Origin of the sequence: Nocardia sp. NPDC058705, from assembly GCF_042749305.1 — a bacterium.
Classification (GTDB): Bacteria; Actinomycetota; Actinomycetes; order Mycobacteriales; family Mycobacteriaceae; genus Nocardia.
Genome location: NZ_JBHYRN010000002.1, coordinates 16010 through 42048, shown reverse-complemented (window position 1 = coordinate 42048; position 26039 = coordinate 16010). Strand labels below are relative to the sequence as shown.

Here is a 26039-nt window from a genome sequence, read left to right as displayed (position 1 = left end):
GCATCGGGAGTCTCATCCTCGCGCAAGTGCCGGAACTGACGGTGAATGCTCTGCATACGATGACGGAGAAGGGCGAGGCCGAATACGGCGGATACACCGTAAGCCTGTTCAAGAATGCGACCAAGACGGAGCATCTCGCCAAGATGACTATCGAGGCTCTCGCCTAAAAGGGATGACCCGTAAGTTGTTGAGCAGCAACGGGTATCGTGTCGCCGGTGGTGGTCTCGGCGTCTAATTCGGTGATGGTCGAGTTGTTCTCCGTATTGTTCGCCCGTCTGATCACGTGGTTGCGGCGCGAGGGAGCTGACCGGCCGTTGCAAGGCCGGTAGAAACTGACACCACTCAGCGGGCAGCACCGACAGATCGCGCCGATTGCCTCAGCCGACGCAGGAACGCCGGCTTGTCGGCCTTGGCATGCACTGCGGCCTATGGCCGGGAAACTACGATCGAAATACCAATCCGAAGCCGCTCAGGCCAGCACTTCAGCCCCGAGAAGGATCGAGGCTAGGCCGACTCGGCATTGGGTTTGGGCGGGAAGCGGGTCTCCTTCCATAGCTGTACCAGCTGCTCCGCCTGATCTGCGGTGATTACGCCGCAGTTGCAACCGAGTTGAAGGAGCTCGTCAATACGATCGCCTGCGAGGTCATCCTCGATGACTCGAATTTTGTCGGAATGGTTCTGGTACCCACTGTGGCCGTAGAGAAGGTCGGCAGGTTCGACCCTAACTTGTTCGCCGGCCATATAGTGAGCACCGCTATCGATGACTACCTGAACATACTTTCGCCCGAAACCTGCCACGGCGCCGTGCTTACCGCGCCCTAAATGGGCGCGACCTGCAATCGCCCCAACCAGCGTAACTGGGTCTCCGATCGCAAGGTTGCGACCATCCGCATCGAGCCACAAAGTTGGCGACCTCCGACTGGTTGCTGGTTCGAGCCTATTCTTCTTGGATTGTAGCGGCGGATGCCTTGCGGTCTAGGCACCGATTGCCGTCAGCACTCTCTTCCTCCGGGCACCGCTTGCAGTATTGAGAGCTTTATGTCAGCCCCAGATGACCGTGCTGCGACGTTGTGCACTTGGCCGTTTCGGTCAGGGGCAGAGCTGGTCGACCTCGTTGAGGACGACAGCCTCTTGGATACCGTCCTTGACCGAGGAATAGGAAATGCCGCCGTTTCGTTTCCGCTGGATGCCGGATAGCGTCGCGGTCATGGGAGGCCGAGATGCATTGCTGTCACCTCGGTTTCGGATCCTGAACTTACCCCAACTGTAATAGCGTCTACTCGAATAGGATCTCGGTGAGTCCCGGATCGCTTCTAATCCATTGCCACCGAGGTGCATCGCCGAGGATCAGTAGCACGGTGTCGTGGTAGTTGAATGGGTCGGATTGCAGCCGACGCAATTTCTGTAGGTCATCCTGTATATCTTTAGCGGATTTCTTGATTTCCACTGCCAGCAGATTCGACTCATTGGTGCCGCGGACATGGATCACTAGGTCTGGTCTCTCGCCGACCAAGCCGTTACCGCAGATCATCTTCGGTCTTGTGCCCTTGCGGTTGTACTCTGGATCTACGCGCAGCCTGCTACCCGGCCGTTCGACTGAATTGGCGAGGCGTAGACCAATTCGGGAGCCGAGAGTTTGCTCGTGGACATTGGAGTCGATGAGTTCTCGATCGTCCCGATACAGTGCCAACACTGCGCTGTAGAGGTGTCTGTAGACATCCTCGTGCGTCGGGTAGCCAGCTTGGATGCGTTTCCTGTCACGGGACTCCACGGTTGATCGAAGTGCGTCGCCTGATGAACTCATGGATTTTGAAGATCCTGTCGCCAGATTGCGAATCGGCGGCGCATGGCAGTGGTGAATTCTGATGGCACGTCGTACTCAGCGAAGGCGTCGTCGGTAATCTGGGTGAGTGCGCCAAGTGCGTCTGCGAAGAGGTGGTCATCGAAACCACTGTCGGCGTTCTTGGCTAAGTCGAGCAGTCGGTTGTGGTTGTATCGGCCGCTGGTGATCGCGGCGTCGATGTCGAGGAAGTCGCGGGGTAGAGCTCGCCCGAACAGTGCACACATTTTGTTGGCTACGGCGTCATCGGGGTGAAGGACTGGCCCGACGTCGAGCAGGACCGGAGGGTGGGCTCGCCAGTCGGCCGACATCTCAAGTTTGTCGGGTTCTAGGTTGGGTTCTTTCGCGGAATGAACCAGCAGGCGGGCGAAGGTTTCGCCGGTCATCGCGGTAGTCACGACATATCCATGTTCTTCGAGAGCGGCGACTACGGCTTTGACAGCGCCGGGGAAGTCGGCTCTGCGATGCCAATCGGTGAAGAGGTCGACGTCGCCGCTCGGCCGGTTGCCCATGCCATGGGCTCGGATCGCGTAGCCGCCGGCCAACGCGAATCCGTGATCACCCGCGACGGACAGTGCAATTTCCGTGAGTCGACGGTGGCGTGGTTCCACGCGTCTACGCCGACGCCAGGCGGCTGAGTTCAGCAAGTTCAGGGAAGCTGACTTCCCAGGCGCACCTGGTTGCCGCAGGCAGCCAGATGTATGACCAAAGTTGTTTGAGCACCGCTTGATTGAGGTAGGTATGAAGATCGCTCGGACTCATGGCCTCGTTGATAACCGCGCGGTAGAGATCGACGATTCGACCTGGCCGGTCCAGGTCGTAGTCGGCGTTACCCGACCAATCGAGATGACTGGGAAGGTGCACGATCCCGCTGGTAGGGCCCTTGAGGAACCGCAGATTCTCCGGGATCACGACAGGCTTGCTGTACTTCCTGTCTGGCATTGCCTGCTCCTCGTCTTGTCAGTCGGCCGTTCGCATAAGCCTACCGTGCGCGAAGGCTGTTGAGCAGGGATGCGGCTGGTCAGAGCGTTTGTAAAACGAGGGGCATGGGCGAGCCCCTCGCGAACTACAAGCGCGTGGTGAACGCGGTGCGCCGGATCACCTCGCCCGCGCCCGACGGTCTCGGCATCTCGCAGCGCTCGGTGACGGTCTCGACCGTCGGCCTCGCACCCGCGATCCGCAAGCTGGCCGACGAGAATATGTCGGTGCGCCTGGCGGTCTCGCTGCACACCCCCGACGACGAACTGCGCGACACCCTGGTCCCGGTGAACAATCGCTGGTCCATCGCCAAAGTACTCGACGCCGCACGGTATTACGCCGACAAGTCCGGGCGCCGCGTCTCGATCGAGTACGCGCTCATCCGCGACATCAACGACCAGCCGTGGCGCGCGGACATGCTCGGCAAGAAGCTGCACAAGGCCCTCGGCCCACTCGTACACGTGAACCTGATCCCGTTGAACCCGACTCCGGGCAGCGAGTGGGACGCCAGCCCGAAGCCGGTCGAGAAGGAGTTCGTGCGCCGCGTGATCGCCCAGGGCGTGTCGTGCACGGCGCGTGACACCCGCGGCCAGGAGATCGCCGCCGCCTGCGGTCAGCTCGCCGCAGAGGGCTAGCTCGACTCTCAGACGATGCTGGTCGGCGTGACGAAATCGTCGTAGGGGAGTGGGCCTTCGACGAAGGCGTTGACGGACATGACGTTGAGGGTGATGTCGCCGCCGTGGTTGTCGAGGAAGGCGATGTCGGAGGCGTCGCGGCCGGTGGCGATGCGGACGAGGCTCGAGCGTGGTGCCAGGCCGGTCGGGTCGTAGGCTCGCCATCTGCCGTCGATGTAGGCCTCGCAGACGGCGTGGAAGTCCATCGGCACGCAGCCCGGCGCGTACACCGCTGCGACCCGGGCGGGTACGCCGACCGCGCGTAGGAGCGCGACCATCAGGTGGGAGAAGTCACGGCAGACGCCGGTGCCCGAGAGCAGGGTTTCCACCGCGCCGTCGATGGGCGTGCTGCTGCCGGGGACATAGGTGATCCGTCGGCCGATCCACGCCGCGACACGGTTGGCTACCTCGGGATCGGCTATGCCGTAACCGAATTCGGCCGCCGCGAAGCCGAGCAGCTTGTCCGACTCCGCGTAGCGGCTTGGCCGTCGATACAGCGCGAGGTCGTAGTCGGAGTGCGGTTCGATGAAGGCGATGCCGCGCACGGTCGCCTGATAGTCGATCCGCAGGGTGCCCGCGCGCACGTCGAGGACGTGGATCCTGGACCCGTGCGACCCGATGATCTCGCGAGGGGTGAGGAACTGCCCGTCCAGCGAGCAGGTCAGGGACTCGGACAGGTCCTGTCCGGGCGTGCGGGCCACCGCGATCTGACACTGCAGCACCGCATCGGCATGGACCGCGACCTCCAAGTGGGCGGAAACGTCACGTTTCACGCGACTACAGTGACAGGCGAACGTTGCCCGCGCGAACCGAATGGCTGCGGCTCAGACGTTATCGTCGCGGGACCGGATCGACGCCCGCGTTCGAGATCGTTGACTATGGCGCGCGAAACAGCCTCTGTCACAGTCACTCTCGAGCTCGAAGCGGGCAATGCCTCGCTGATGATCCTCGGCAAGATGCTCGGCCCCACCGGTGTCCCACCGTTCGAAGTCAAACGGCGCTACGACGCCGCCACCGCGGACAATCGCGGCGAGATCATCCCCGCCGTCATCACGATCGACGCCCGCAAACGCTGGACGATGAGGCTCAAAACCCCACCCACCGCGTCGCTGATCCGCAGGGCCGTCGGTCAGCCCGGCTCGCCACAACCCGGCCACAAACCGGTCGGGTCGATCAGCCGGGAGCAATTGCGCCGCATCGCAATTCGAAAACTGCCCGACCTGAACACCACCGATGTGGAGGCGGCGATGCGCATCGTGGCGGGCACCGCGCGGTCGATGGGCGTGCGGGTCGAGATCTGACCGCGGCGTGGCGAACTCAGGGGGCACGGTGTCGGGCCATTCGCGCTGCCGTCGTCTGTAGGCGTTAGGTTTGTCGGGGTCGGCATTCGCAGTCGGCCGGGGACCGATTCGACCGGACAACGGGGGACCATGCTGACGACGGGTGATGTCTTCGCCGGGTACGCGATCGAGCGTCAGCTCGGACGCGGCGGGATGGGATCGGTGTATCTGGCCCGCCATCCGCGCCTCCCACGGCAGACCGCGCTCAAGCTGCTGAACCCGGAGCTGTTCGCCGACAACGAGATTCGGGCGAGGTTCGAACGGGAGGCCGACCTCGCCGCGCAACTCGAGCACCCGAATATCGTCACGGTGTACGACCGCGGCGTCGACGACGGGCGCCTCTGGATCAGCATGCAGTTCGTCGACGGCGTCGACGCGGCCACCATCGAACACCCCGTCCCCGCCGACCGCACCCTGAACATCATCGAGGCCACCGCGGCAGCCCTGGACCACGCCCACCGCAACGGTGTCCTGCACCGCGACGTGAAGCCGGCCAACATCCTGCTCGCCGACACCGACGGCAAAGAACGAGTCCTGCTGACCGACTTCGGCATCGCCCGCCCCCGAGACGACGTCCACCACCTCACCCAGACGGGCTCGTTCACCGCGACCCTCGCCTACGCCGCCCCCGAACAACTCACCGGCGCCCACCTGGACCATCGCGTCGATCAGTACGCCCTGGCCTGCACCCTGTTCTCGCTGTTGGCCGGCGTGGCCCCGTTCCAGGCGACGAACCCCGTGCAGGTCATCCAGGGACACCTCCAGTCGCCGCCACCGTCACTGCGCGCCCGCAGGCCGGATCTCCCCGCGGCCCTCGACGCTGTCCTCGCCCGGGCCATGGCCAAACGCGCCGCCGACCGCTTCGACTCCTGTGCGGAGTTCGCTGCCGCCGCGCGACGGGCGCTGAGCGGAACCGGTGCGCAGCCCACTGTGTTCGCCGGGCAGTCGATGCCGCAGTTCCCGCAACCGAATCACTACCTGCCACACCATGCTGTGCCCCAACCGTCTTCGGGTTATGCGCCGCCCGTGTACGCCGCCCCCGCATCGCCGTACCGAGGTCGCCCGATGCCGGTGCGGCGAGGCAGCCGAGCGCCGATCGTCCTGCTTGTCGTGCTGGCACTGGTTCTCGGGCTCGGGTACTGGGTGTGGCAGGACGAGCAATCCGCGCTGGCCGACTTTCTGCAGCGATCACGGGGATACAAGGACTTGGACGCCCTGCACGAGGCCTTCCCGCAGATGACGCCCGCCGGCTACAGCTACGGGCGCGGCTTCGGGGGCCGAAACTGCTCGGCCACGGTGAAACCGCTCGGCTACGGCGATCCGTGGACGAAGACGTTCGACGGCTACGAGGCGAGTCGTAGCTGCTCCGACGAGAAAATGGTCGATACCCACTACGTGTTCTACACCTATCCGACGGCTGAGGCCGCCGCCGCGGTTGTCGCCCGGTTCCGTCGGGAAACGAAGGACCACGGCCAGGCGACGAGCGGTACTCGCACCGACGACCGCAGGGAACAGTCCGCCGATGGCCGGTACAACGGTTCGGCGATCATCTCGACGTTCGCCGAACCGGCCAGGGCCCGCTGGGTGCTGTTGTTCTATCGCGGTTCCGGCAGCAGTCCACACCCCGGCTTCACGGTGGAGGCGAACATGCCGATTCTGATCGCTGATGTGGCGAGCTTTCCGCTGGGCTGAGTTCACCCCCTCGCCGATGCGCGCGACGCCGCGACCGGCGCTTTGGTAGGGTCCACCCGTCGGACGACGAGCGAGATTCGGGGGTCAGAGAGATGGTTTCTGACGGGACGGTGTTCGCCGGCTACACGATCGACCGGCAGTTGGGTCAGGGTGGGATGGGGTCGGTGTATCTGGCCCGGCATCCACGCCTGCCCCGGTGGACCGCGCTGAAACTGCTGAATCGGGAGTTGTTCTCCGACAAGGAGATCCGCGCCAGGTTCGAGCGGGAAGCCGATCTGGTCGCCCAGCTCGATCACCCCAATATCGTGACCGTTTTCGATCGCGGGATCGAGGGCGATCAGCTGTGGATCAGCATGCAGTACATCGACGGGATCGATGCCTCCTCGCTGGATCCACACAGCCTGCCGCCGGACCGGGCGCTGCAGATCATCGGTGAGACCGCCGCCGCACTCGACTACGCGCACCGCGCGGGTGTGCTGCACCGTGACGTCAAGCCCGCCAACATCCTGCTGGCGCGTTCCAGCAGCCAGGAGCGGGTGTATCTCACCGACTTCGGCATCGCCCGCCTGCGCGACGACTCGGGCCACCTGACCGAAACCGGTTCGTTCACCGCGACTCTCGCCTACGCCGCGCCCGAGCAGCTCACCGGCGCCGCGCTGGATCACCGCGCCGACCAGTACTCCCTGGCCTGCACGCTGTTCACGCTGCTGACCGGCCACGCACCCTACGAATCGACCAGCCCGGCCGCGGTGATCACCGGCCATCTGCAATCGCCTCCGCCGCCGGTGAGTCCGCGCCGCGCCGGTCTGCCGCCGGTGCTCGACGCCGTGATGGCCCGTGCGCTCGCCAAGCGACCCGCCGACCGGTTCACCTCGTGTGAGGAGTTCGTCGAAGCCGCCCAGCGGGCCGTGCGCACCGGAACCACGGGTGCCCGCCCGCTCGCCAGGCCCACCTCCGGCGCGCACGCCCAGCCGTACGTCGGCATGTCGCCGATGCGTCCGGTGAGTTCGGCGGCAACGCCCATCCCGGCGTACAACCCGGTGCCGATGCCGCCGCGGATGCCGCAGCCGCAGTACGCGCCGCAGCCGCAGTACTGGCAGCAACCCGCTCCCGTTCCGCCTCCGCAACGCGGCGGCTGGGGGTCGGCGTTGGGCACCTACGCGGTGTTCCTGATCGTGGTGGTCGTGATCGCCGGAATGATCGCGCTGCTGGCCAACCTCTGATCGACCCGATCGGCGAGTGCCATATTCTGGTCAGAATGAGCGACTTCGACGTCACCGCCGCCGACACCATCGACCTCGACCGGTTGCGTCGTTTCGTCGCCGTCGCCGAGGAGCTGCACTTCGCGCGCGCCGCCAAGGCCCTGCGGATCCCGCGGCAAGCACTGAGCGCCACCGTGATCGAGTTGGAGGAAGAACTCGGCACCCGTGTGTTCGTCCCCGGCGCCTCGCCCACCCAGCTCACCGACGACGGCACCGCCCTGCTCGTGCGTGCCAGGGACCTGATCCGCGCGCAGGACCAGGCCGAGCGTGAGCAGAAGCCCGACGCGCCCGCGAGCCTGCGGGTGGGTTTCGTGCCCGGGGTGACGGTGTCGAAGTGGGCGCGGATCTGGGGCGATCGACTGCCGGACCATCCGCTCGAGGTCGTCGGCGTGGCGCAGGGTGAGCAGGAGTCGGTGCTGCGCGAGGGCCGGGTCGACCTGTGTTTCGTGCGGCTGCCCATCGACCGGACCGCGACGAACGCGATCCCGCTGTGGCAGGAGACGCCGGTCGCGGTCGTCCAGAAGGACGACGCGCTGTCGCTGCTCGACTCGATCACCCCCGCGGATCTGGCCGACGAAACGATCCAGGACACCGCCGATCTCGATCAGGCCGTCGACACCCTCGCCATGGTCGCCGCCGTCGGTGGCGCCGCGATCATGCCGCAGTCGATCGCTCGCCTGCACCACCGCCGCGACCTGGTCTACCGCCCGATCAGCGACACCGAGTTCACCGAGATCGCCCTGGCCTGGCCTGCCGGAACCGACACCGATCTGCTCGAGGAGTTCGTCGGTATCGTGCGCGGACGCTCGGCCAACAGCTCACGCGGCGGTGTGGCGGAACCGGAACAGCGCACCGCGGCGCCCGCGCGTAAACCGGCGGCGAAGAAGCCCGCGGCGAAGAAGCCTGCGCCGAAGAAGCCGGTCGCGCGCGGCCGCAAACCCGCCCGACGCGGCCGCTGACACACGAAAACGCCTGCGGCACAAGTAATTGCCGCAGGCGTTGACGTTCGAAAAGCTACTTCGGCATCCGCCGGGTGAGCGAGTCGACGATCAGGATGAGAGCCAGCAGACCGGCAAGGCCGACAAGGAACAGGTCCTCGACGTGGCCCTGGTGGTTGCCGATTGTCATGCCGAGCAGAGCCACGACGACGAACCATCCCGCGATGCGGAAGGTCTTGCGCGACTCACCGCTCCAGCCCCATGCTGCCGAGGGCACCTCGGCGGGGTCGACGCTGGTGGCGACGGCACGCTCGGTGCTGGCTTTATCGAGGTCCGTGGCTGCCACGATCGCTCCTAAGGGCTCGAGTTCTGGTTGGGCGAGTGAGCATATCGTGGCATACGACCGTCCGTCGTAGCCAGCAGCCCTGCCACAATGGGCCCGTGTCCCACCCCGCAACGCGTGCCGCGCACGACAGTTCCCCGTCCACCGATCGGGTGAAGGTGCTGCTTCTGGGCAGTACCGGTTCGATCGGTACCCAGGCGCTCGAGGTGATCGCCGCCAATCCCGACCGTTTCGAGGTGGTCGGCCTGGCGGCGCGCGGCGGCAATCCCGCCCTGCTCGCCGCGCAGATGGCCGCCACCGGCACCCGCAATGTCGCCGTCGCCGATCCCGCCGCCGCGCAGGCGCTCGATCTCGAACTCGGCGGGCCGGACGCGGCCACCGAGTTGGTCCGGCGCACCGAAGCCGATGTCGTTCTCAATGCGCTGGTCGGTTCGCTCGGCCTCGAACCCACGCTGGCCACCCTGCAGGCAGGTACCCGACTGGCGCTGGCGAACAAGGAATCGCTGGTGGCGGGCGGTTCGCTGGTGACGAGGGCAGCCGCACCCGGTCAGATCGTGCCCGTCGACTCCGAGCACTCCGCGCTGGCCCAGTGCCTGCGCGGTGGTCGCGCCGACGAGGTGGACCGCCTCGTGCTCACCGCCTCGGGCGGCCCGTTCCGCGGCTGGACCACCGAGATGCTCGAATCCGTGAACCCCGCCGAGGCCAAAACCCACCCGACCTGGTCGATGGGCCCGATGAACACCCTGAACTCGGCCTCGCTGGTCAACAAGGGCCTGGAACTGATCGAAACCCACCTGCTCTTCGGTGTGCCCTACGACCGCATCGACGTCACCGTCCACCCGCAGTCGATCGTCCACTCGATGGTCACCTTCACCGACGGCTCGACCCTCGCCCAGGCCAGCCCCCCGGACATGAAACTCCCTATCGCCCTGGCTCTGGGCTGGCCCGACCGCATCCCCGGCGCGGCCGCCGCCTGCGACTTCGGCACCGCCGCCACCTGGACCTTCGAACCGGTCGACGACGAGGTCTTCCCCGCCGTCCGCCTGGCCCGGCAGGCAGGCGAAGCGGGCGGCAGCGTCACCGCGGTCTACAACGCCGCCAACGAGGTCGCCGTCCAGGCCTTCCTCGACGGCAAGATCACTTTCCCCACGATTGTGCGCACCGTCACCCGTGCGGTAGAGGCCGCCGACCGGTGGCACGCCGAACCCGATACCCTGGACGACGTCCTAGCGGCCGACCGCTGGGCACGGGAGTATGCCGCGAAGATCATCGCGTCCTGACTCGCTCGTTCGGCCGCCAACAAACACGGCAGGGAGAACATGGTTTTCGCGCTTGGGTTCGCTCTGTTCGCTCTTGGTATCACGATCTCGATCGCGCTGCACGAGTGCGGGCACATGTGGGCCGCGCAGGCCACCGGCATGAAGGTGCGCCGCTACTTCATCGGCTTCGGGCCAAAGGTGTTCTCGGTCCGTCGCGGTGAGACCGAGTACGGGCTCAAGGCGCTGCCGCTCGGTGGTTTCTGCGATATCGCGGGCATGACGGCGCTCGACGAGCTCGAGCCCGAGGAAGTCGACCGGGCGATGTACCGGCAGTCGACCTGGAAGCGCCTGGTCGTGATGTTCGGCGGCATCGGCATGAACTTCGCGCTCGGGTTCATCCTGCTGGTCGTGCTGGCGATCGGCTGGGGTCTGCCGCAGCTCGAGCAGCCGCCTGCCACCGCCATGGGCACCATGGGCTGTGTCGCGCAGGAGACCCCGGAGAAGACCCTCGCCCCCTGCACCGGCGAAGGGCCCGCCCAGCGCGCCGGTTTGCAGCGCGGTGACGTGGTGAAGGCCGTGAACGGCGTCGAGGTGACCACCTGGGCGCAGTTCCAGGCCGAAACCCAGAAGCAGACCGGCACCTTCACCTACACGATCGACCGTGACGGTCAGACGCTCACGGTCCCGGTCACCCCGGAGCGGGTCGTGCGCTCGCCCAAGGAAGGTCCGAGCCGTGAGGTGAGCGCGGTCGGTGTCGGCCCCGACTACGCCGAGCCGCAGCAGTACGGCCCGATCGCCGCGATCCCGGCCACCATCTCGTTCACCGGCGACTTCTTCATCGAAACAGTGAAGTCCCTGGCCAAGATGCCGCAGAAGGTCTCGGCGCTGTGGGAGGCCGTCACCGGCGGCGAGCGCGACCCGGAGACCCCGGTCAGCGTCTACGGTGCCAGCCGCCTCGGTGGCGAGACCGCCGAGCGTGGCCTGTGGGGCATGTTCATCCTGATCCTGGCCAGCCTGAACTTCTTCCTCGGCGCGTTCAACCTGCTGCCGTTGCTGCCACTGGACGGCGGTCACATCGCCGTCGTGCTCTACGAGAAGGCCCGCAACATGATCCGCGGCTGGCTCGGCAAGACCCCTGCCGGCCCGGTCGACTACCTCAAGCTCCTGCCGCTGACGTATGTGGCGGTAGTGATCGGTGGTGCGTTCATGCTGCTCACCTTGGCCGCCGACATCGTCAATCCGATCACCCTGCGGTAATCTCGGCGGCTGGCGCCGCGGGTTTTCGGCCTCGTAACCCCGAATCCGAGGGGCGATACTGCGCCTGCGGCGTTCCGTCTCGCCCCTCGGATCCGGGGCGGCCGAAAACTGCACGGTATCCACTGTCGTGCCCCTCACAGGGCGCCCGGTCACCTTGCGCGACTAAGCTCGGCAACAACAAGCCCGGTCATTCCGCGAACCGTACGAAAGAAGGCAGCCGACCGTGACCAGCACCATCGGATTGGGGATGCCCGCCGCCCCCGCTGCTGTTCTCGCACCCCGGCGCAAGACCCGCCAGCTCATGGTCGGCAATGTCGGCGTCGGTAGCGATTCGCCCATCTCGGTGCAGTCGATGACCACCACCAAGACCCACGACATCAACGCCACCCTGCAGCAGATCGCCGAGCTCACCGCCTCGGGCTGCGACATCGTGCGGGTGGCCTGTCCGCGTCAGGAAGACGCCGACGCGCTCGCCACGATCGCGAAGAAGTCACAGATCCCGGTGATCGCCGACATCCACTTCCAGCCGCGCTACATCTTCGCCGCGATCGACGCGGGCTGCGCCGCGGTGCGCGTGAACCCGGGCAACATCAAGGAATTCGACGGCCGCGTCGGCGAGGTCGCCAAGGCCGCCGGTGCCGCAGGCATCCCGATTCGCATCGGCGTGAATGCCGGATCGCTGGACAAGCGAATGCTGGAGAAGTACGGCAAGGCCACTCCCGAGGCGCTGGTGGAGTCCGCGCTGTGGGAGGCGAGCCTGTTCGAAGAGCACGGCTTCGGCGACATCAAGATCTCGGTCAAGCACAACGACCCGGTGATCATGGTCGAGGCCTACCGCCAGCTCGCCGCGCAGAGCGACTACCCGCTGCACCTCGGCGTCACCGAGGCGGGCCCGGCGTTCCAGGGCACGATCAAGTCCGCGGTGGCCTTCGGCGCACTGCTCAGCGAAGGCATCGGCGACACGATCCGCGTCTCGCTGTCTGCCCCGCCCGCCGAGGAGATCAAGGTCGGCGGGCAGATCCTGCAGTCGCTGAACCTGCGCCCGCGCAAGCTAGAGATCGTGTCCTGCCCGTCGTGTGGCCGCGCCCAGGTGGACGTGTACACCCTCGCCGACGCCGTCGCCGCAGGTCTGGACGGTCTGGAAGTGCCGCTGCGCGTCGCCGTCATGGGCTGTGTCGTGAACGGACCCGGCGAGGCCCGCGAGGCTGACCTCGGTGTCGCCTCCGGCAACGGCAAGGGCCAGATCTTCGTCAAGGGCGAGGTCATCAAGACCGTGCCCGAGCACATGATCGTCGAGACCCTGATCGAAGAGGCCATGCGCATCGCCGAGGAAATGGGCGAGCAGCCCGGCGGCGAGCCGGTCGTCACCGTCAGCTGAGACGGCGGGCCGGAGGCGGCAGCGCAGCGTAACCACGTAGACCCTCGCGAAGCTGACAATCAACGCAGTCAGCTGAACCGACCCCCACTCACGGTCAGGCGTCGGATTCGGCGGACCCGTACCGCTCGGCGTGCTTTCGTGGCAGGCTGGTGCCGTGCGGAGTCTGCTGGAGCCGACGCGACGGTCGAAGACCGCTCCCGCGCGTCCGGTGGCCGTGCGAGATCTCGGTGAAGTGCTGCGCGTCCTCGACGCCGACCCGGTCGCCTCGTGCATGATCGCCGCCCGCGTGCAGGAATTCGGGCTCGATACGCGTACCGGTGTCGGTGAGCTGTGGAGCCGTGGCGGACCGGCCGACTCCCTGTGTTTCTCCGGCGCGAACCTGGTGCCGTTACGCGGTGACCAGCAGGCATTACGCGCGTTCGCCGACCGGGCAGGCCGCTGGCCACGGGTATGTTCCTCGGTGGTGGGCAGGCAGGAACTCGCCCTCCCGCTGTGGGAGATGCTGCTCCCAGCCTGGGGTCCGGCCAGGGAGTTACGTGCCGACCAACCCCTGCTCGCACTCGCCCAACCGGCCGCCGCGCGCGCCGACGGGGGAGTGCGCCGGGTCCGGCCCGACGAGATCGACCGGTACCTGAGCGCCGCGATCGCCATGTTCATCGAAGAGGTCGGCATCGACCCGCGCACCGGCGACGGCGGCCGCGGCTACCGGCGCCGGATCAAGAGTCTCATCGAATCCGGCAGGGCCTGGGCACGTTTCGAAGACGGCGAGGTGATCTTCAAAGCCGAGATCGGGGCGCTGTCGCGACGCACCGGCCAGATCCAGGGCGTCTGGGTACATCCGGAGCATCGAGGCGCGGGCGTCGGCACCGCGGGCACCGCGTCGGTCGCCAATGCTGTTGTGGCAACAGGCCGTACGGCGAGCCTCTACGTCAACGACTACAACAGCATCGCCCGCCGCGCCTACAGCCGAGTCGGATTCCGCCAGATCGCCACCTTCGCAACTGTCCTGGTGGACTGAAACTTTGGCGCGTGGCGCCGAGGTCAGCGGGCTGTTCGCCGCTACCATCGGTGCCGATGAGGACACGGATGCTCACCACGTGCGCGGTGGCCGCCCTCGCCGTCGCGGCGACCGCCTGTTCTTCCGGTGCCCAAGGCCCGGTGCCCGCCGCCGACGCCTTCGCCACGGCGTTCGCCGACCACGACCTCGCCGCGGCGGCAGCGCTCACCACCGCGCCCGAGAAGGCAACGGCGGCACTGACTTCGACGTGGGAGGCGTTACAGGCGGAGAAGTTGTCGATCCGCACGGGCGACGCGCGCGTGAACGGTGACACCGCGACCGTCGACTACACCTACGAGTGGACCCTGCCCAAGGGCCGCCAGTGGACCTACTCCGGCGAATTGCAGATGGGCCGCAGCGACGGACGCTGGCTGGTCCGCTGGAACTCCGCCGACATCCACCCCGAACTCGGCGACACCCAGAGCATGGAACTACGCACCCGCCCGGCCCCACGCGCCAGGGTGAACGAGTCGGCGGGCAGCGACGTGCTGGTTCCCGGCAAGGTCTCGCGCGTGAAGTTCACCGTGGCAGACGCCCCCGACCCGAACCGCGTGGCGGGTGCGCTCGCCGGCGCGCTGAGCCGCATCGACCCCGTCGCCTACACCCCGCAGTCGATCCTCACCGCCGCCCGCAAAACCGAGGGCGCGCACACCGTGATCCTGCTCAACGAGTACGAGGCCGAAACCATCGGCGGCGAACTGATCGGCCTGCCCGGTGTGACCCTGACCCAGGAGTGGGACATGGTGCCCACCGATCGCAAGTTCGCGCCCGATCTGCTCACCCAGGTGCGTAAGACGGTGATCGCCGAGGTCGACGGCAAGGCGGGCTGGAGCGTAGTCACCCGCAATGCCGACGGCGCCGATCTCGCGGTGCTGCACGAGGAAGCGGCCGAACCCGCGCCGTCGTTCGCGCTGAGCATCGACCGATTCGTCCAGAACTCCGCCCAGCACGCCGTCGACCTGCGCACCGAGCAGGCGATGATGGTGGTGATCCGCCCGTCGACCGGTGCGATTCTCGCGGTGGCCCAGAACAAGTTCGCCGACCGCGACGGCCCGGTGGCCACCAGCGGTCAGTACCCGCCGGGCTCGATCTTCAAAACGGTCACGGCCTCGGCGGCGATGGCGTCCGGGCTGGCCACGCCCGACACCGTGCTCGCCTGTCCGAGCAGCACCATCATCGGCGAACGCACCATCCCCAACTACAACATGTTCTCCGTCGGTGAGGTGCCGATGGCCACCGCCTACGAACGCTCGTGCAACACCACTTTCGCGAGGCTGGCCAGCAAACTCGAACCCGACGCGCTCACCCAAGCCGCAGCGCGCCTCGGCATCGGCCAGGACTACAAGGTCGAAGGTCTACCGACAATGTCCGGCTCGGTGCCGAAAGCCGAGGGCCTCGTTCAGCGCGCTGAAGACGGCATCGGACAGGGACGTGTGGTGGTGAGCCCGTTCGGGATGGCGGTGATGGCCGCGACGGTCGCCCACGGTGCCGCGCCGGTGCCGTATCTGATCGCGGGCAGGCCCACCGAGATCACCGGCGAGCGGCCCGCGATCGCGCCGGAGGTGGTCGAGGGGCTGCGGTCGATGATGCGCATGGTGGTCACCGGCGGCACGGCCGAACGCATCAGGGATCAGGGCGAGGTCTACGGCAAGACCGGGGAAGCCGAGGTCGACGGTGGATCGCACTCGTGGTTCGTCGGCTATCGCGGGGATATCGCGTTCGCGACCTTGCTGGTGAAGGGTGGCAGCTCCGACAACGCGGTCGCCACCACCCGGGATATGTTCGCCGCCTTACCCGCAGGCTACTGAGTCGCCAGCAGACCGCGCACCACCGCGAGCGAGGTGCTCTCGGTGTGGGAGGACGCCGTGTCGTGCAGCACGTTGTAGCTGACTACCGGCTCGGGTGCGGCGCCCATGGCCGCGCCGTCGAGGATGTCGATGGCGGCGGCGCCGCCGAGAATCATCCCCGCAGTGGTCAAGATCAGAGTGGAACGCCTCATATTTCGTCTCCCTCATTCAGGGTTTCGACGTGTTGGCGGGGTCTAACGATTGGCCGAGGATTAGCTGATGCATAACCGTAGAACGGCAGTTACTACGGCAACAGGCGACGGCAGTAAGCGACACACAATTGTTGCCCTATGTGCGGGCGTGTTCGAACACAACCGCTACCGCACCGTGATGAAAAGGTGAACTACCGGTTTTGCTCGCGTAAATGTGCTGATCAGAGGTGATGTTCGGGTAAATTGCCGAATTACACGTGACTCAGCCGCGTTGCAGAGTTGCGGCGAGATGATGCTGCAAAGATTCGCCGACGGCGGCCATCCGCAGCGTGTAGTCGATCACGTCGCCGGTCACATGGAACGAGCGGCCGACCGCGGTAACCGGCTTTGCCGATTCGCTCAGACCGATATTCGTCGAGTTGAATTCCAGCCGAATTCCGTCGACCGTTTCGGTGATCGTGCCTTCGCAGATCTCGGTGATTCCGGTCGGGTGGGCGAGAATCAGTTCGACCCGGCCGGGCGCCGGGCTGCGCAGGTAACCGGTCTCCGCGTGCAGCGGCCGACCGTCGGAGCCGGCCTTGGTCCGCTGCTTGTAGGTGAGGAACGGCCGACCGAGGTGCCCGAAGGTGACCTCCTCGACGTAGTCGAAGGATTCGATGGTCGGATATTCGCCGTGCCCCCGTCCGCGCCAGGTACCGAGTAGCGGTGCCAGAGCGGCGATGTCGGGATGCGGGGCGATGTCGGGGGAGGGTTCGACCACGGCCGACAGCTTAGACCCGTGGTTCGGAGTGCCGGTCACGGCACACCACCGCAGCAGCCACGATAAGGTCAGCCTCGCCTGAACGCCGTGCGGCGGAAGGTCGAAAGGACTACAGAACGTGAACGGACATGTGAGGGGTGCCCGCGGGGTGCGGTCCGGGCTGGTGCGCGGTGCGGTACTCGGTGCGGCAGTGTTGCTCGCCGCAGCGTGCTCGAACACCGAGCCCTCGACCGAGGTAGCCGCGCTGGACGGCAACCGTTACAGCCAGACCAACCTGGCCGCCGACAAGGACTCCTATCACGCCCAGTTCACGCTGCCCGGCATGGTCAACGCCTGGGGCTTGGCCGATCGGCCGAAGGGGGCGGGCGGGCACTTCTGGGTCGGCGCGGGCGGCAAGTCGTTCCAGTTCCTCGGTGATGTGCAGGAGTCGTCGGACCCCAAGCTGCAGAAGCTGACTCAGGACCAGCTCAAGCTCGTCGGCATTCCCGGCGCCGATGCCGACACCTCCGACAAGAGCATCGGCAAGGCCACCGGCGTCGTGTTCAACCCGGCGCCGATCACCTCGGACCTGTTCGTGGTGCGCGACCAGTGGGTCGATGTGGACGGCATGCCGATCCCGCTCGGCGGTTCCGCGCGCTTCATCTTCGCCACCGATTCGGGCAAGATCTCGGCCTGGACCGAGCAGGCCCCCGACGGCGCGATCGTGCGCCGCGACGGCGGCGCGAACCAGGTGTTCGACGGTTCCGCGCAGGGCATGGCCTTCTTCGGCATCGCGTTGGCCCCCGCGGGCGACAAGCTCCTCGCCGCCGATTTCGGCACCGACCCGCAGGTTCGCACCTTCGACAAGAACTGGCAGCCGGTCGCCACCACCGGTTTCGCCAACCCGTTCGCTACCGGCGAGGTGATCGACGCGTCCTCGCCGGAGAAGGGCAAGAAGGCAAAGCCCGGCGACCCGGCACCGTTCAACATCACCACGCTCGGCAGCCGAGTGTTCGTGTCCTACGCCGTCACCGCCCCCGACGAGAAGGACCAGAAGGCCTTCGACAAGGGCGAAGAAGTCTCCCTCGACGCCGACCAGGACAAGGCCTCCGACGGCAAGCCGGACAAGGGCAAGGTCGCCGAGTTCGACGCCGCGGGCAAACTGGTGCGCATCATCGACGACGGCGGCAGGCTCAACGCGCCATGGGGTGTGGCGATCGCGCCGTCGAACTTCGGCGCGCTCTCGGGCAAGCTGCTGATCGGCAACTTCGGTGGCCTCGGCCGCGTCCTCGCCTACGACGACACCACCGGCACCTTCGTCGACTACCTGCGCGACGGTGAGTCGAAGCCGGTCGAGATCGAGGGTCTGTGGGCCTTGATGTTCGGCAACGGCGAAAGCCTTGGCGACACGAACGCCCTGTACTTCACGGCAGGTCCGGAGGACGAAAAAGACGGCCTCTTCGGCAGCCTGCGCGTGCAGTAAGTAGGAGGCGGACAAGGTAGGCGTACCGGACAATTCGAATGTCCGGGGAGAAACCGCTTCCGCTGAGGGCATTGTGAGGGACAGTGGTGGCGGAATGGTTGCCGGGTGGGCGCGATCCGCGCGGGTTCGGGGCCGTTCCGTCCGCACGCGATGACACCTCCACCGGGGTGTCGTGCCCGAGCCGGAGGTGTGCCAGATGCAGGTTTCGCGCGTTGACGTCGGCGGCTCGGCGGGGGAGCGGTGACATGCGGCATTCGGCACGAGAGGCGATGCTGCCCGGCCGCGACGTTCTCCTTGCGGCCTTCCGCGGTTTGCCGCACGATGACCACCCCATCCTCGACGCCGCGGGCGAGTTGGCGGTGCTACACCAGTTGCGCGAGCGAACGCCGCTGAGCGAGTCCGAGCGGATCGACCGCCGTCGCGCCCAGTTGATGCGCGCGATCGACCGCTGGGTCATCCTCGCCGCCCCCGTGCCGCCCGACGCGGCCGACGAACACTGTGAAACCCTCGGCGGCCTGGTCGACCGCCTCGCCCAGCACTGCTCCCAAACCTTCGTCGCCCTGGCAGGCGCCCCCGAATCGGTCTTCTACGACGAGTGGATCCGCCTCGACGACCTCGCCGACACCTACGAACGCCTGATCGACGACCTGTGGTCAGGTGTACGCAGCCTCCCTGCGCACACCTATTGACGGCCACACGCACCTTTGCGGCCAGCACCGACGGAATCCACGACCTCACATGGTGTGCGAACCGTGTGTGGACTCGGATCGCCCACGGTGCGGGTGCCGCTCGAAACCCTTGGGTGGTTTTCTCGCCACCTGGGTGGGCGTGTCCGGGCCCCGGGGTTGGTTGGGGCCACGGCTGACCTGCGCGACAGTGGACTGCAACACCTGTTGTCGGGTCGGCGAAGGAGATTCGGATGCGAGGTCGGTCGGCGGCTGATGCCGCCGAAAGTGTTGGGCTGCTGGGAGTTTCGTACGACGTATCATTTGTTGTGCGCACTCGCGATGACCTGGCCGACCCGCCGTCCACGTGCGGGTGGACGCCAGACCGGCCCGATGTCTGTCCGGTCGAGTCCGACGACGAGCGCGCCGAATCCACGGCATCCGACATCGTGCTGCCGATCCGCCCGCGCAGCACCTATGTCGACGGCGAGCCCCTGTTCTGCCTGGCCGGCGAAGCGGTCCTGGCCTGGAACTACGCGGCCCTCGTCAGCCACCTCGATCCCCATATCCCGATCTACGGCCTGCAGGCGAGTACCGAACCGCGCACGATCCGCGAATACGCCACCCGCTACCTCACCGAGATCCGCCGCATCGCCCCGCACGGCCCGTACCAGCTACTCGGCTGGTCCGCAGGCGGCTTCATCGCCCACGAGATCGCCGTGCAACTCCGGGAGGCAGGCGAACACGTCCGCATCGTCCTCCTCGCCACCGATCCCGCCGCCCCCGAACCCACGCCGCTGTCCGTCGACGGATTCGCCCGACTGCTGGGCGCCGACCTCGGCACAACGGATTGCGAGGCGCCTGTAACGGCCACTGCTGTCAGCGCCGCGCTCGCGATCGACCTCACCGGTGGCGATCTCGACCGCCTCGCCGATCTGAGCGCCGCCGCCGCACACATGGTGCCCGGCTACCGCCCCGCCTGGCTCCCCGGCGAACTCGCCGTGTGCATCGCAGGCCGCGACCCCGACGGCACCGATCGCCCCGACCCCGGTGCCACAGTCCGCAACTGGCGCCCGTACGTCGAGGGCCCCGTCACCGGCTTCGTCCTCGACGCGACCCCCGACGAACTCACCAACCCTGATCTCCTCCCCGAGATCGCCCGAATCCTCACCACCCCGCCCGCGACATGCTGACCGAGTTCCCCGGCGCCACACCACCCATCGACCACGATGGGCACGTGCACACCACCGACGAGCCCGGCACCGACCGCGCCCCGACGGTGGCGCCCACGCAGTGGTGGGTGCTCGCGCAACGGCTGATCCGCCCGGCGTGGAGGACCGGCGAGATCTTCACCGCCCTACTGGCCCCCGCAGTCTTCACCATCGGCTTCTACGTGCCGCTCAACCTCGTGATGACCGTCTACGGGCACGGCCTGAGCAGCTACGCCCAGTTCCTGATGCCGATGATCGTCATGCAGGCGGTCGCGTTCTGCGCCATCGCCGCCGCGTTCCGCGCCGCCACCGACGCCCGCGACGGCCTCGACGTCCGTTTCGCCACCCTGCCGATGCCCCGCTGGGTGCCCTTCGCGGCCAGAATCACCGTGGCCGCCCACCGTGCGGTGATCGCGGTCGGCGCAGCGCTCGTCTGCGGCGCCGTCATCGGCTTCCGGTTCTACGGAAGCTGGTGGCACACAGTGGGTTTCCTCGCGTTCGCCCTGTTGATCGCGACTGCTCTGTGCTGCGGCGCCGATCTACTCGGCAGCATGTCGGCCAGCCCCGAGGCCACCACCCAGATCCTGGTCCTGCCCCAGCTGATCTTCGGCATGGTCTCCACCGGCTTCGCCCCCGCGAACCAATTCCCCAGCTGGATCCAGGGTTTCGTCCGCAACCAGCCCGTCTCCCAGTTCGTCGACGGCCTGCGCGCACTGGCGGGCGACTCCACCGGCAACGCGGGCGCAGTGGACATCGCGACCCTCGGACCAGGGCTGGCCTGGGCGTTGGGCATCCTGGTGGTCTGTGGCGGCCTGGCATGGCGCCACGCCGCCCGGCGGGCCGCATGACAACCATCACCATGCCGAAGGTCACCCGGCACACCGAGTCCCTGCGAATGCTGCTGCCGCAGACCATGATCCAGACCAAGCGGCTGCTGACCCGCTGGGCTAGAGACCCGCTGACAGTGATGCAGGCCCTCCTGTTCCCCGCGCTCCTGCTGGTGATGTTGAATGCCGTACTGGGTAAACAGGTCTCGTCCTTCGCGGGCGCCGACGCCCTCTACGGTTCGGTTCCGATGGTCTCGCTGGTCGGCGTGATGTCGGGTTCCCTGGCCGGCGCCGTCACCCTGGGCCGCGAGCGAGACGAAGGACTGCTGTCCCGATTCTGGGTACTGCCGGTCCACCGAGCATCGGGCCTGCTCGCGCGCGTCCTCGCCGAAAGCGTGCGAATCCTGCTGTGCACCTTGGTGATCTTCGCAGTCGGTGTCGCCCTCGGATTCCGTTTCACCCAGGGTGTACCGGCCGCGATCGCGCTGTTCACCATCCCGGTGCTGTTCGGCCTCGGCTTCGCGACCATGGTCACCGCATTGGCCGTCTACACCGCGAAAGCCACACTGGTGGAGGTCATTTCGCTGGCTTCGTCGATGATGATGTTCTTCAGCACCGGTTTCGTCCCGCTCATCGCCTACCCGGCGTGGGCGCGCCCGATCGTGGAACACAACCCGCTCACCCACGCCATCGACACCATGCGCGGACTCTCGCTCGGTGGACCCGTGCGCGGACCGTTGCTGGCCACCCTGGCGTGGTCGCTCGGCGCGGTCGCGGTCTTCGCGCTACCCGCCGCGCTCGGTTTCCGCCGCGCCAGCCGCTACTGAGCGGCCGCGGACTGCGTGATCGCGTCGCGTGCTTCGGTGATCAGCTTCGCCGAGTCACGCGGGCTCAACGCCATCGCCCGCAGCTGATCGAAGATCACACCGAACCGGCGGATCTCGGAGTGCCCCTCGACCAGATCGTGCACCGACATACTCTCCACGTACACCAGCTCGGGATCGACCGGATTACGGAAGTCGAGCAACGTGAACGAGCCCGCCATGCCGGGGTGCGCGCCCGCGTCGAACGGAAGTACCTGCAGGATCACGTTCTTGCGCTTGGTCTCGTCGAGCAGCCGGTCGAGCTGGCCTGCCATCGTCGCGGGCCCGCCGACCACCCGGCGGATCGCCGCCTCGTCCATCACCACCCACAGTTCCAGTGGGTCTTCCTTGGTCAGGTTGATGGCGCGATCCATGCGCGCCTGGGCTCTGCTTTCCATCACCGAGGCGTCGAGGCGCGGCATCGAGGTGTCGATCACGGCGGCGGCGTATTCGAAGGTCTGCAGCAGGCCGGGCACCGTCGAGGTCTGGTATTGCCTGGCCGACAATGCTTCCGCTTCGAAGTTGATGTAATTCGCGTACACCTCCGACACGGCGCCTTCGTAAGGGCGCGACATGCCGGGTTTCAGCGCGTCGGTCAGCAAGCTGAGTGCTTCCTCGCGCATTTTGTCATCGACCTGATACAGATCGAGCATGGCGCCGAGAGTGCGTCGCTGTGGACGCGCCTGTGCCATTTCGATCCGGTACAGCGTGGTGACGTTGATACCGGTTCGCGCGCTGACGTCTTCCTTGCTCAGCCCGGCGCTTTCACGCAACTCACGAAGCATGGCCGCGAGCCTGCGGAGCCGGACGGTCAGGGTCGTACGCTTGCCTGCCATGAATCGCATTATTGCGCTGCAAGGCCACTCTGTCACGCGTTCGGCGAAGACGGAGGCATAGGGCCTGTCATGGTGTTCGGCGCGTCAGCGCGGCTCGCCGGAAGACTGTGCGAGACTGCCGAAGTGACCCGAGATTCTGTCAGGGCGGGTTTACTGCAGGAGTGATAACGCAATCTTGCGTTTCGCCTTCTGGGCGAGCATGATCGGGGTTAGCCTGGTTGCGAACAATCCGAACAGAAGACCGGGATAACCGAATCGAGAGCCAATCATGTTGGTAGACAAATCTTGGGTGTCGGGTGAATTCGGGGCGTTGCGATGAGCGCGCCGGTGATGGGGGTACTGCCGACCGCTCCGCAATTGTTGTGCGCATTTCAGGGGCGGCGTTTTCAAGATCGTGAATTGTTGCGATCGGCGCACGCACTCGCTGAACTGCACGAACGGCGTGGGCAGGTGCGTGATACGGCATTGATCGCCGAGATCGATTGCCGTCGAAGTGAACTCGTCGACGACATCAACGACTGGTGTGTCCAGGAGATCCCGTTGCATCGCAACGGCGCCTCGCTGCACACCGAGAGTCTCGGTGCGGTCGTCGACCGGATGGCGCGTAGCTGGGTGGATGCCAACCAGGCCATCGACATCAACGGAGCGCGAAGCGACAACACGCACAAGCACTGGTATCACCTCGCCGAGCTTGTGGATGGTTACACAGATCTGGTCACGGATGTGGCCGGTGGACGGCGAAGGCTGCCCGAACAGTAAGGGCTACACCGGTTCAGGTGACAGCCTCGCCTCGAAGGCGATGCGGTCGCCGCGGTAGAGCGAGCGCACCCGTTCGACGGGTACGCCGTCGGCGTCGACACTGCGCCGGTGCAGCAGCAACATCGGTAGTGCGGTGGTGCATTCGAGTAGACCCGCCTCTCTCGGGGCGGCGAGTACGGTTTCGATGCGTTCGCGCGCACCGGCGAGTTCGATGCCGGTGGCGCGGATCGCGGCGTACAGCGACGTGGTGGGGTCATAGGTGCCGCGCAGGGTGGCGAAGCGGTGCAGGGGCAGGTAGGTGCTCTCCAGTCCGACGCGTTCACCGTCGGCGAGCAGTACCCGTTCCAGGTGCATCACCTCGGTGCCCACCTCCACCTCCAGATCCGCGGCGGTCGCGGCATCGGCGGCGATGTCTTCCCAGGCGACCAGAATGCGGCCGGGGGTGCGACCGAGACTGATCGCACCCTCGGTGTAGGAGCGCAGCGACAGCGGTTGCGTCAGCTTGGGCCGGGAGACGACGGTGCCGCGGCCCTGTCGCCGAATCCTGCCCTCTACCAGTAATTCTCGTAGCGCCTGTCGCACGGTTTCGCGGGCGACGCCGAAGCGGGTGGCGAGGTCGCGTTCCGAGGGCACCGGATCGCCCTCGGCGAGATCGGTCAGGATCAGATCGATTTCGGTGCGGACCAAGAACACCTTCGGAACGCGGGTCGTCTGCGGCGAATCCATGTCGTCCAGCCTACCCGGATTGGTCTATACCAAAATTTAACTTCCCGTTCTCGCGGCCCACACCTATCGGTCTAGACCATTTGCCACTATCGGTGGCATGCGATTGGTCATCATCGGTGGAGGGATCCTCGGCACCGCACACGCCTGGGCCGCGATAGCCCGTGGACACGAGGTCACCCACCTCGAACGCGAACGTGAAGCCCGCGGCGCGACGGTGCGCAACTTCGGTCTGGTCTGGGTCTCGGGCCGTTCGGCTGCCGAGCTCGAGCTGACGCTGCGTTCGCGCGAGCTGTGGGAGGAGATCGGCGGCCGGGTCGCAGGCGTCGGCTTCCGGCCCGCCGGTTCGATCACCCTCGTGCGCACCCCCGCCGAACTCGCCGTCGCCGAAGCCGCGGCCGCCGGTGACACCGCCGATGCCCGCGGATTCACCCTGCTCGACCCCGACCAGGTGCGCGCGATCAACCCGGCCGTGCGCGGCAAATACCTTGCGGGCCTGCACTGCTCGACCGACGCCGCGGTGGAGTCGCGTCAGGCGCTGCCCGCGCTGCGCGCCCATATGGCCGCGTCCGGTCGCTACACCTTCCACGAGAGCACCGAGGCCCGCTCGGTACTCGACACCGGTTCCGGCGCGGTCGTCGTCGACGATCACGGTCGTCGCCACGAAGCCGACCTGGTCATCCACTGCCCCGGCGCCGCCCACTCCGGCCTCACCCGCGAGCTCGTGTCCGACCTCCCGGTGCGCCGCGTGCGCCTGCAGATGATGCAGACCGCCCCGCTGGGCGAACCGCTCACCACCGCGATCGCCGACGGCGACAGCTTCCGCTATTACCCGGGTTTCGCAGGCCCACAGGTGGATTCGCTGACCGCCGAGCAGTCCCAGGCCGCCACCGCCGCCGAGCACAAGATGCAACTGCTGTGCGTGCAGCGCCTACACGGCGGCCTGACCATCGGCGACACCCACGAATACGTCGAGCCGTTCGCCTTCGACGTCGACGAAGCGCCCTACGACCATCTCACCGAGGTGACCGAGGAACTGCTCGGCCGCAAGCTGCCGCCGATCGTGCGGCGCTGGGCAGGTGTCTACAGCCAGAGCGTCGACCCCGGAGCCATCGTCACCCGGGTCCGGGCCGATACCAACGTCTGGGTCGTCACCGGCCCCGGCGGTCGCGGTATGACGCTGGGCCCCGCCATCGGCGAACAAACCATCGATCAGATCGGACCGTGATGTCGGACAAGAAGATTCAGCTCGCCGTCCTCGACATGGCAGGCACCACCGTCGCCGACGGTGGACTGGTGTTGCGCGCCTTCGAGAGCGCCGCCACCGCCGCCGGAATCGAGACCGAGGGCCCGCGCCGGGAACAGGCTCGCCGCTATGTCGTCGACACCATGGGCCAGTCCAAGATCGAGGTGTTCCGCGCCCTGCTCGACGGCGACGAGGCAGCTGCTCAGAATGCCAACCGCGCCTTCGAAATCGCCTACGACGCACTGGTCGACGAGGCCGATATCGCGCCGATCCCCGGTGCCGTCGAGGCGATCACCGCGCTGCGTGCGGCCGGTGTCCGGGTCGCGTTGACAACCGGATTCAGTCGCGGCACCCAGGACAAGTTACTCGCTGCTCTCGGCTGGGCCGACCTCGTCGACCTCACGCTGGCGCCGTCGGATGCCGGTCGTGGCCGCCCCTATCCCGACATGGTGCTCGCCGCCGCGTTGCGTCTCGGTGTCGACGCCGTCGACCGGATCGCCGTCCTCGGTGACACCACCAGCGACATCGCCACCGGCCTCGCCGCCGGTGCGGGCATCGTCGCGGGCACCCTCACCGGCGCGCACACCGCCGATCAGTTGCGCGCCGCCGGTGCCACTCACGTCGTGGCGTCGGTCGCCGAGTTCCCCGCGCTGGTGTTGGCCCGCTGAAA

At 66.8% G+C, this 26039-nt stretch carries 28 protein-coding genes and 1 pseudogene; 19 read left to right on the top strand and 10 right to left on the bottom strand.

Annotated features, from left to right (window positions below; translation table 11 throughout):
• The first annotated feature begins 26 nt into the window (after positions 1–26).
• Positions 27–167: a hypothetical protein gene (locus ACFW6D_RS03345; protein ID WP_379324317.1), complete on the top strand. Its 141-nt coding sequence runs from the start codon at positions 27–29 to the stop codon at positions 165–167.
• Positions 168–504: 337 nt separating this feature from the next.
• On the opposite strand, the gene ACFW6D_RS03340 is transcribed toward ACFW6D_RS03345, so the two are convergent.
• From ACFW6D_RS03340 to ACFW6D_RS03325, 4 genes are all read right to left on the bottom strand, one after another.
• Complete coding sequence (locus ACFW6D_RS03340) at positions 505–903, bottom strand: hypothetical protein (RefSeq protein WP_379324316.1); 399 nt, start codon at positions 901–903, stop codon at positions 505–507.
• Positions 904–1276: 373 nt separating this feature from the next.
• Entirely contained in the window at positions 1277–1804 is a 528-nt protein-coding gene (locus ACFW6D_RS03335; RefSeq protein ID WP_379324315.1) for a hypothetical protein, read from the bottom strand.
• Positions 1801–2451, bottom strand: coding sequence for a nucleotidyl transferase AbiEii/AbiGii toxin family protein (locus ACFW6D_RS03330; protein ID WP_379324314.1), 651 nt, complete (start codon positions 2449–2451; stop codon positions 1801–1803). Before ACFW6D_RS03330 ends, ACFW6D_RS03335 begins: the two co-directional genes overlap by 4 nt.
• Positions 2452–2455: 4 nt before the next feature.
• Complete coding sequence (locus tag ACFW6D_RS03325) at positions 2456–2782, bottom strand: hypothetical protein (RefSeq protein WP_379324313.1); 327 nt, start codon at positions 2780–2782, stop codon at positions 2456–2458.
• 101 nt (positions 2783–2883) lie between these two features.
• Between ACFW6D_RS03325 and ACFW6D_RS03320 the strand changes: the two are divergent.
• Positions 2884–3453: pseudogene (locus tag ACFW6D_RS03320) on the top strand (radical SAM protein); the annotation flags it as partial.
• 8 nt (positions 3454–3461) lie between these two features.
• Here the strand turns inward: ACFW6D_RS03320 and ACFW6D_RS03315 are convergent.
• Positions 3462–4265, bottom strand: coding sequence for a transglutaminase family protein (locus ACFW6D_RS03315; RefSeq protein WP_379324312.1), 804 nt, complete (start codon positions 4263–4265; stop codon positions 3462–3464).
• A gap of 105 nt (positions 4266–4370) precedes the next feature.
• On the opposite strand from ACFW6D_RS03315, the gene ACFW6D_RS03310 reads away from it, so the two are divergent.
• From ACFW6D_RS03310 to ACFW6D_RS03295, 4 genes are all read left to right on the top strand, one after another.
• A complete protein-coding gene (locus tag ACFW6D_RS03310) occupies positions 4371–4793 on the top strand; it encodes an uL11 family ribosomal protein (protein WP_379324310.1) in 423 nt (140 codons plus the stop codon).
• Positions 4794–4922: 129 nt separating this feature from the next.
• Positions 4923–6524 carry a serine/threonine-protein kinase gene (locus ACFW6D_RS03305; RefSeq protein WP_379324308.1) on the top strand — a complete coding sequence of 534 codons (1602 nt, stop codon included), beginning with the start codon at positions 4923–4925 and terminating at the stop codon, positions 6522–6524.
• 92 nt (positions 6525–6616) lie between these two features.
• Complete coding sequence (locus tag ACFW6D_RS03300) at positions 6617–7747, top strand: serine/threonine-protein kinase (RefSeq protein WP_379324306.1); 1131 nt, start codon at positions 6617–6619, stop codon at positions 7745–7747.
• 35 nt (positions 7748–7782) lie between these two features.
• Positions 7783–8745: a LysR family transcriptional regulator gene (locus tag ACFW6D_RS03295; RefSeq protein WP_379324304.1), complete on the top strand. Its 963-nt coding sequence runs from the start codon at positions 7783–7785 to the stop codon at positions 8743–8745.
• A gap of 55 nt (positions 8746–8800) precedes the next feature.
• On the opposite strand, the gene ACFW6D_RS03290 is transcribed toward ACFW6D_RS03295, so the two are convergent.
• Entirely contained in the window at positions 8801–9070 is a 270-nt protein-coding gene (locus tag ACFW6D_RS03290; RefSeq protein ID WP_379324302.1) for a DUF2631 domain-containing protein, read from the bottom strand.
• A gap of 95 nt (positions 9071–9165) precedes the next feature.
• On the opposite strand from ACFW6D_RS03290, the gene dxr reads away from it, so the two are divergent.
• The 5 genes from dxr to ACFW6D_RS03265 all read left to right on the top strand — a co-directional run bounded on the left by dxr (position 9166) and on the right by ACFW6D_RS03265 (position 15826).
• A complete protein-coding gene (gene dxr / locus ACFW6D_RS03285; RefSeq protein ID WP_379324300.1) occupies positions 9166–10347 on the top strand; it encodes a 1-deoxy-D-xylulose-5-phosphate reductoisomerase in 1182 nt (393 codons plus the stop codon).
• Positions 10348–10386: 39 nt separating this feature from the next.
• A complete protein-coding gene (locus ACFW6D_RS03280) occupies positions 10387–11583 on the top strand; it encodes a M50 family metallopeptidase (RefSeq protein WP_379324298.1) in 1197 nt (398 codons plus the stop codon).
• 223 nt (positions 11584–11806) lie between these two features.
• A complete protein-coding gene (gene ispG / locus ACFW6D_RS03275) occupies positions 11807–12961 on the top strand; it encodes a flavodoxin-dependent (E)-4-hydroxy-3-methylbut-2-enyl-diphosphate synthase (RefSeq protein WP_379234846.1) in 1155 nt (384 codons plus the stop codon).
• A gap of 163 nt (positions 12962–13124) precedes the next feature.
• Complete coding sequence (locus ACFW6D_RS03270) at positions 13125–13979, top strand: GNAT family N-acetyltransferase (RefSeq protein WP_379325017.1); 855 nt, start codon at positions 13125–13127, stop codon at positions 13977–13979.
• A 56-nt stretch (positions 13980–14035) separates the two neighbouring features.
• Positions 14036–15826 (top strand): penicillin-binding transpeptidase domain-containing protein, encoded by a 1791-nt coding sequence (locus ACFW6D_RS03265; protein WP_379324296.1) that lies wholly within the window; start codon positions 14036–14038, stop codon positions 15824–15826.
• On the opposite strand, the gene ACFW6D_RS03260 is transcribed toward ACFW6D_RS03265, so the two are convergent.
• Both ACFW6D_RS03260 and ACFW6D_RS03255 read right to left on the bottom strand, forming a co-directional pair.
• Complete coding sequence (locus ACFW6D_RS03260; RefSeq protein WP_379324294.1) at positions 15820–16017, bottom strand: hypothetical protein; 198 nt, start codon at positions 16015–16017, stop codon at positions 15820–15822. The genes ACFW6D_RS03265 and ACFW6D_RS03260 overlap by 7 nt on opposite strands.
• A 262-nt stretch (positions 16018–16279) precedes the next feature.
• The gene (locus ACFW6D_RS03255; protein WP_379324292.1) at positions 16280–16777 is read right to left on the bottom strand and encodes a peroxynitrite isomerase; all 498 of its coding nucleotides are present in this window, start codon (positions 16775–16777) and stop codon (positions 16280–16282) included.
• 118 nt (positions 16778–16895) lie between these two features.
• Between ACFW6D_RS03255 and ACFW6D_RS03250 the strand changes: the two genes are divergently transcribed.
• From ACFW6D_RS03250 to ACFW6D_RS03230, 5 genes are all read left to right on the top strand, one after another.
• Positions 16896–18239 (top strand): TIGR03118 family protein, encoded by a 1344-nt coding sequence (locus ACFW6D_RS03250; RefSeq protein ID WP_379324290.1) that lies wholly within the window; start codon positions 16896–16898, stop codon positions 18237–18239.
• A gap of 245 nt (positions 18240–18484) precedes the next feature.
• On the top strand, positions 18485–18928 hold the full coding sequence (locus ACFW6D_RS03245) for a hypothetical protein (protein WP_379324288.1): 444 nt from the start codon (positions 18485–18487) through the stop codon (positions 18926–18928).
• A 305-nt stretch (positions 18929–19233) separates the two neighbouring features.
• Positions 19234–20097 carry a thioesterase domain-containing protein gene (locus ACFW6D_RS03240; protein ID WP_379324286.1) on the top strand — a complete coding sequence of 288 codons (864 nt, stop codon included), beginning with the start codon at positions 19234–19236 and terminating at the stop codon, positions 20095–20097.
• A 44-nt stretch (positions 20098–20141) separates the two neighbouring features.
• Positions 20142–20963, top strand: coding sequence for an ABC transporter permease (locus ACFW6D_RS03235; RefSeq protein WP_379324284.1), 822 nt, complete (start codon positions 20142–20144; stop codon positions 20961–20963).
• Complete coding sequence (locus ACFW6D_RS03230; protein ID WP_379324282.1) at positions 20960–21769, top strand: ABC transporter permease; 810 nt, start codon at positions 20960–20962, stop codon at positions 21767–21769. Before ACFW6D_RS03235 ends, ACFW6D_RS03230 begins: the two co-directional genes overlap by 4 nt.
• Here ACFW6D_RS03230 and ACFW6D_RS03225 read toward each other — a convergent pair.
• A complete protein-coding gene (locus ACFW6D_RS03225; protein ID WP_379324280.1) occupies positions 21763–22641 on the bottom strand; it encodes a helix-turn-helix domain-containing protein in 879 nt (292 codons plus the stop codon). The two genes, ACFW6D_RS03230 and ACFW6D_RS03225, sit on opposite strands and share 7 nt — an antisense overlap.
• Positions 22642–23040: 399 nt before the next feature.
• Here ACFW6D_RS03225 and ACFW6D_RS03220 point away from each other — a divergent pair, with 399 nt between their 5' ends.
• On the top strand, positions 23041–23400 hold the full coding sequence (locus tag ACFW6D_RS03220; RefSeq protein WP_379325015.1) for a DUF4254 domain-containing protein: 360 nt from the start codon (positions 23041–23043) through the stop codon (positions 23398–23400).
• 3 nt (positions 23401–23403) lie between these two features.
• Here ACFW6D_RS03220 and ACFW6D_RS03215 read toward each other — a convergent pair whose 3' ends face one another.
• Positions 23404–24126 (bottom strand): GntR family transcriptional regulator, encoded by a 723-nt coding sequence (locus ACFW6D_RS03215; protein ID WP_379324278.1) that lies wholly within the window; start codon positions 24124–24126, stop codon positions 23404–23406.
• A 97-nt stretch (positions 24127–24223) separates the two neighbouring features.
• On the opposite strand from ACFW6D_RS03215, the gene ACFW6D_RS03210 reads away from it, so the two are divergent.
• Both ACFW6D_RS03210 and ACFW6D_RS03205 read left to right on the top strand, forming a co-directional pair.
• A complete protein-coding gene (locus tag ACFW6D_RS03210) occupies positions 24224–25351 on the top strand; it encodes a TIGR03364 family FAD-dependent oxidoreductase (RefSeq protein WP_379324276.1) in 1128 nt (375 codons plus the stop codon).
• Positions 25351–26037, top strand: coding sequence for a phosphonatase-like hydrolase (locus ACFW6D_RS03205; protein ID WP_379324274.1), 687 nt, complete (start codon positions 25351–25353; stop codon positions 26035–26037). The genes ACFW6D_RS03210 and ACFW6D_RS03205 overlap by 1 nt, the downstream gene beginning before the upstream one ends.
• The last annotated feature ends 2 nt before the right edge of the window (positions 26038–26039 follow it).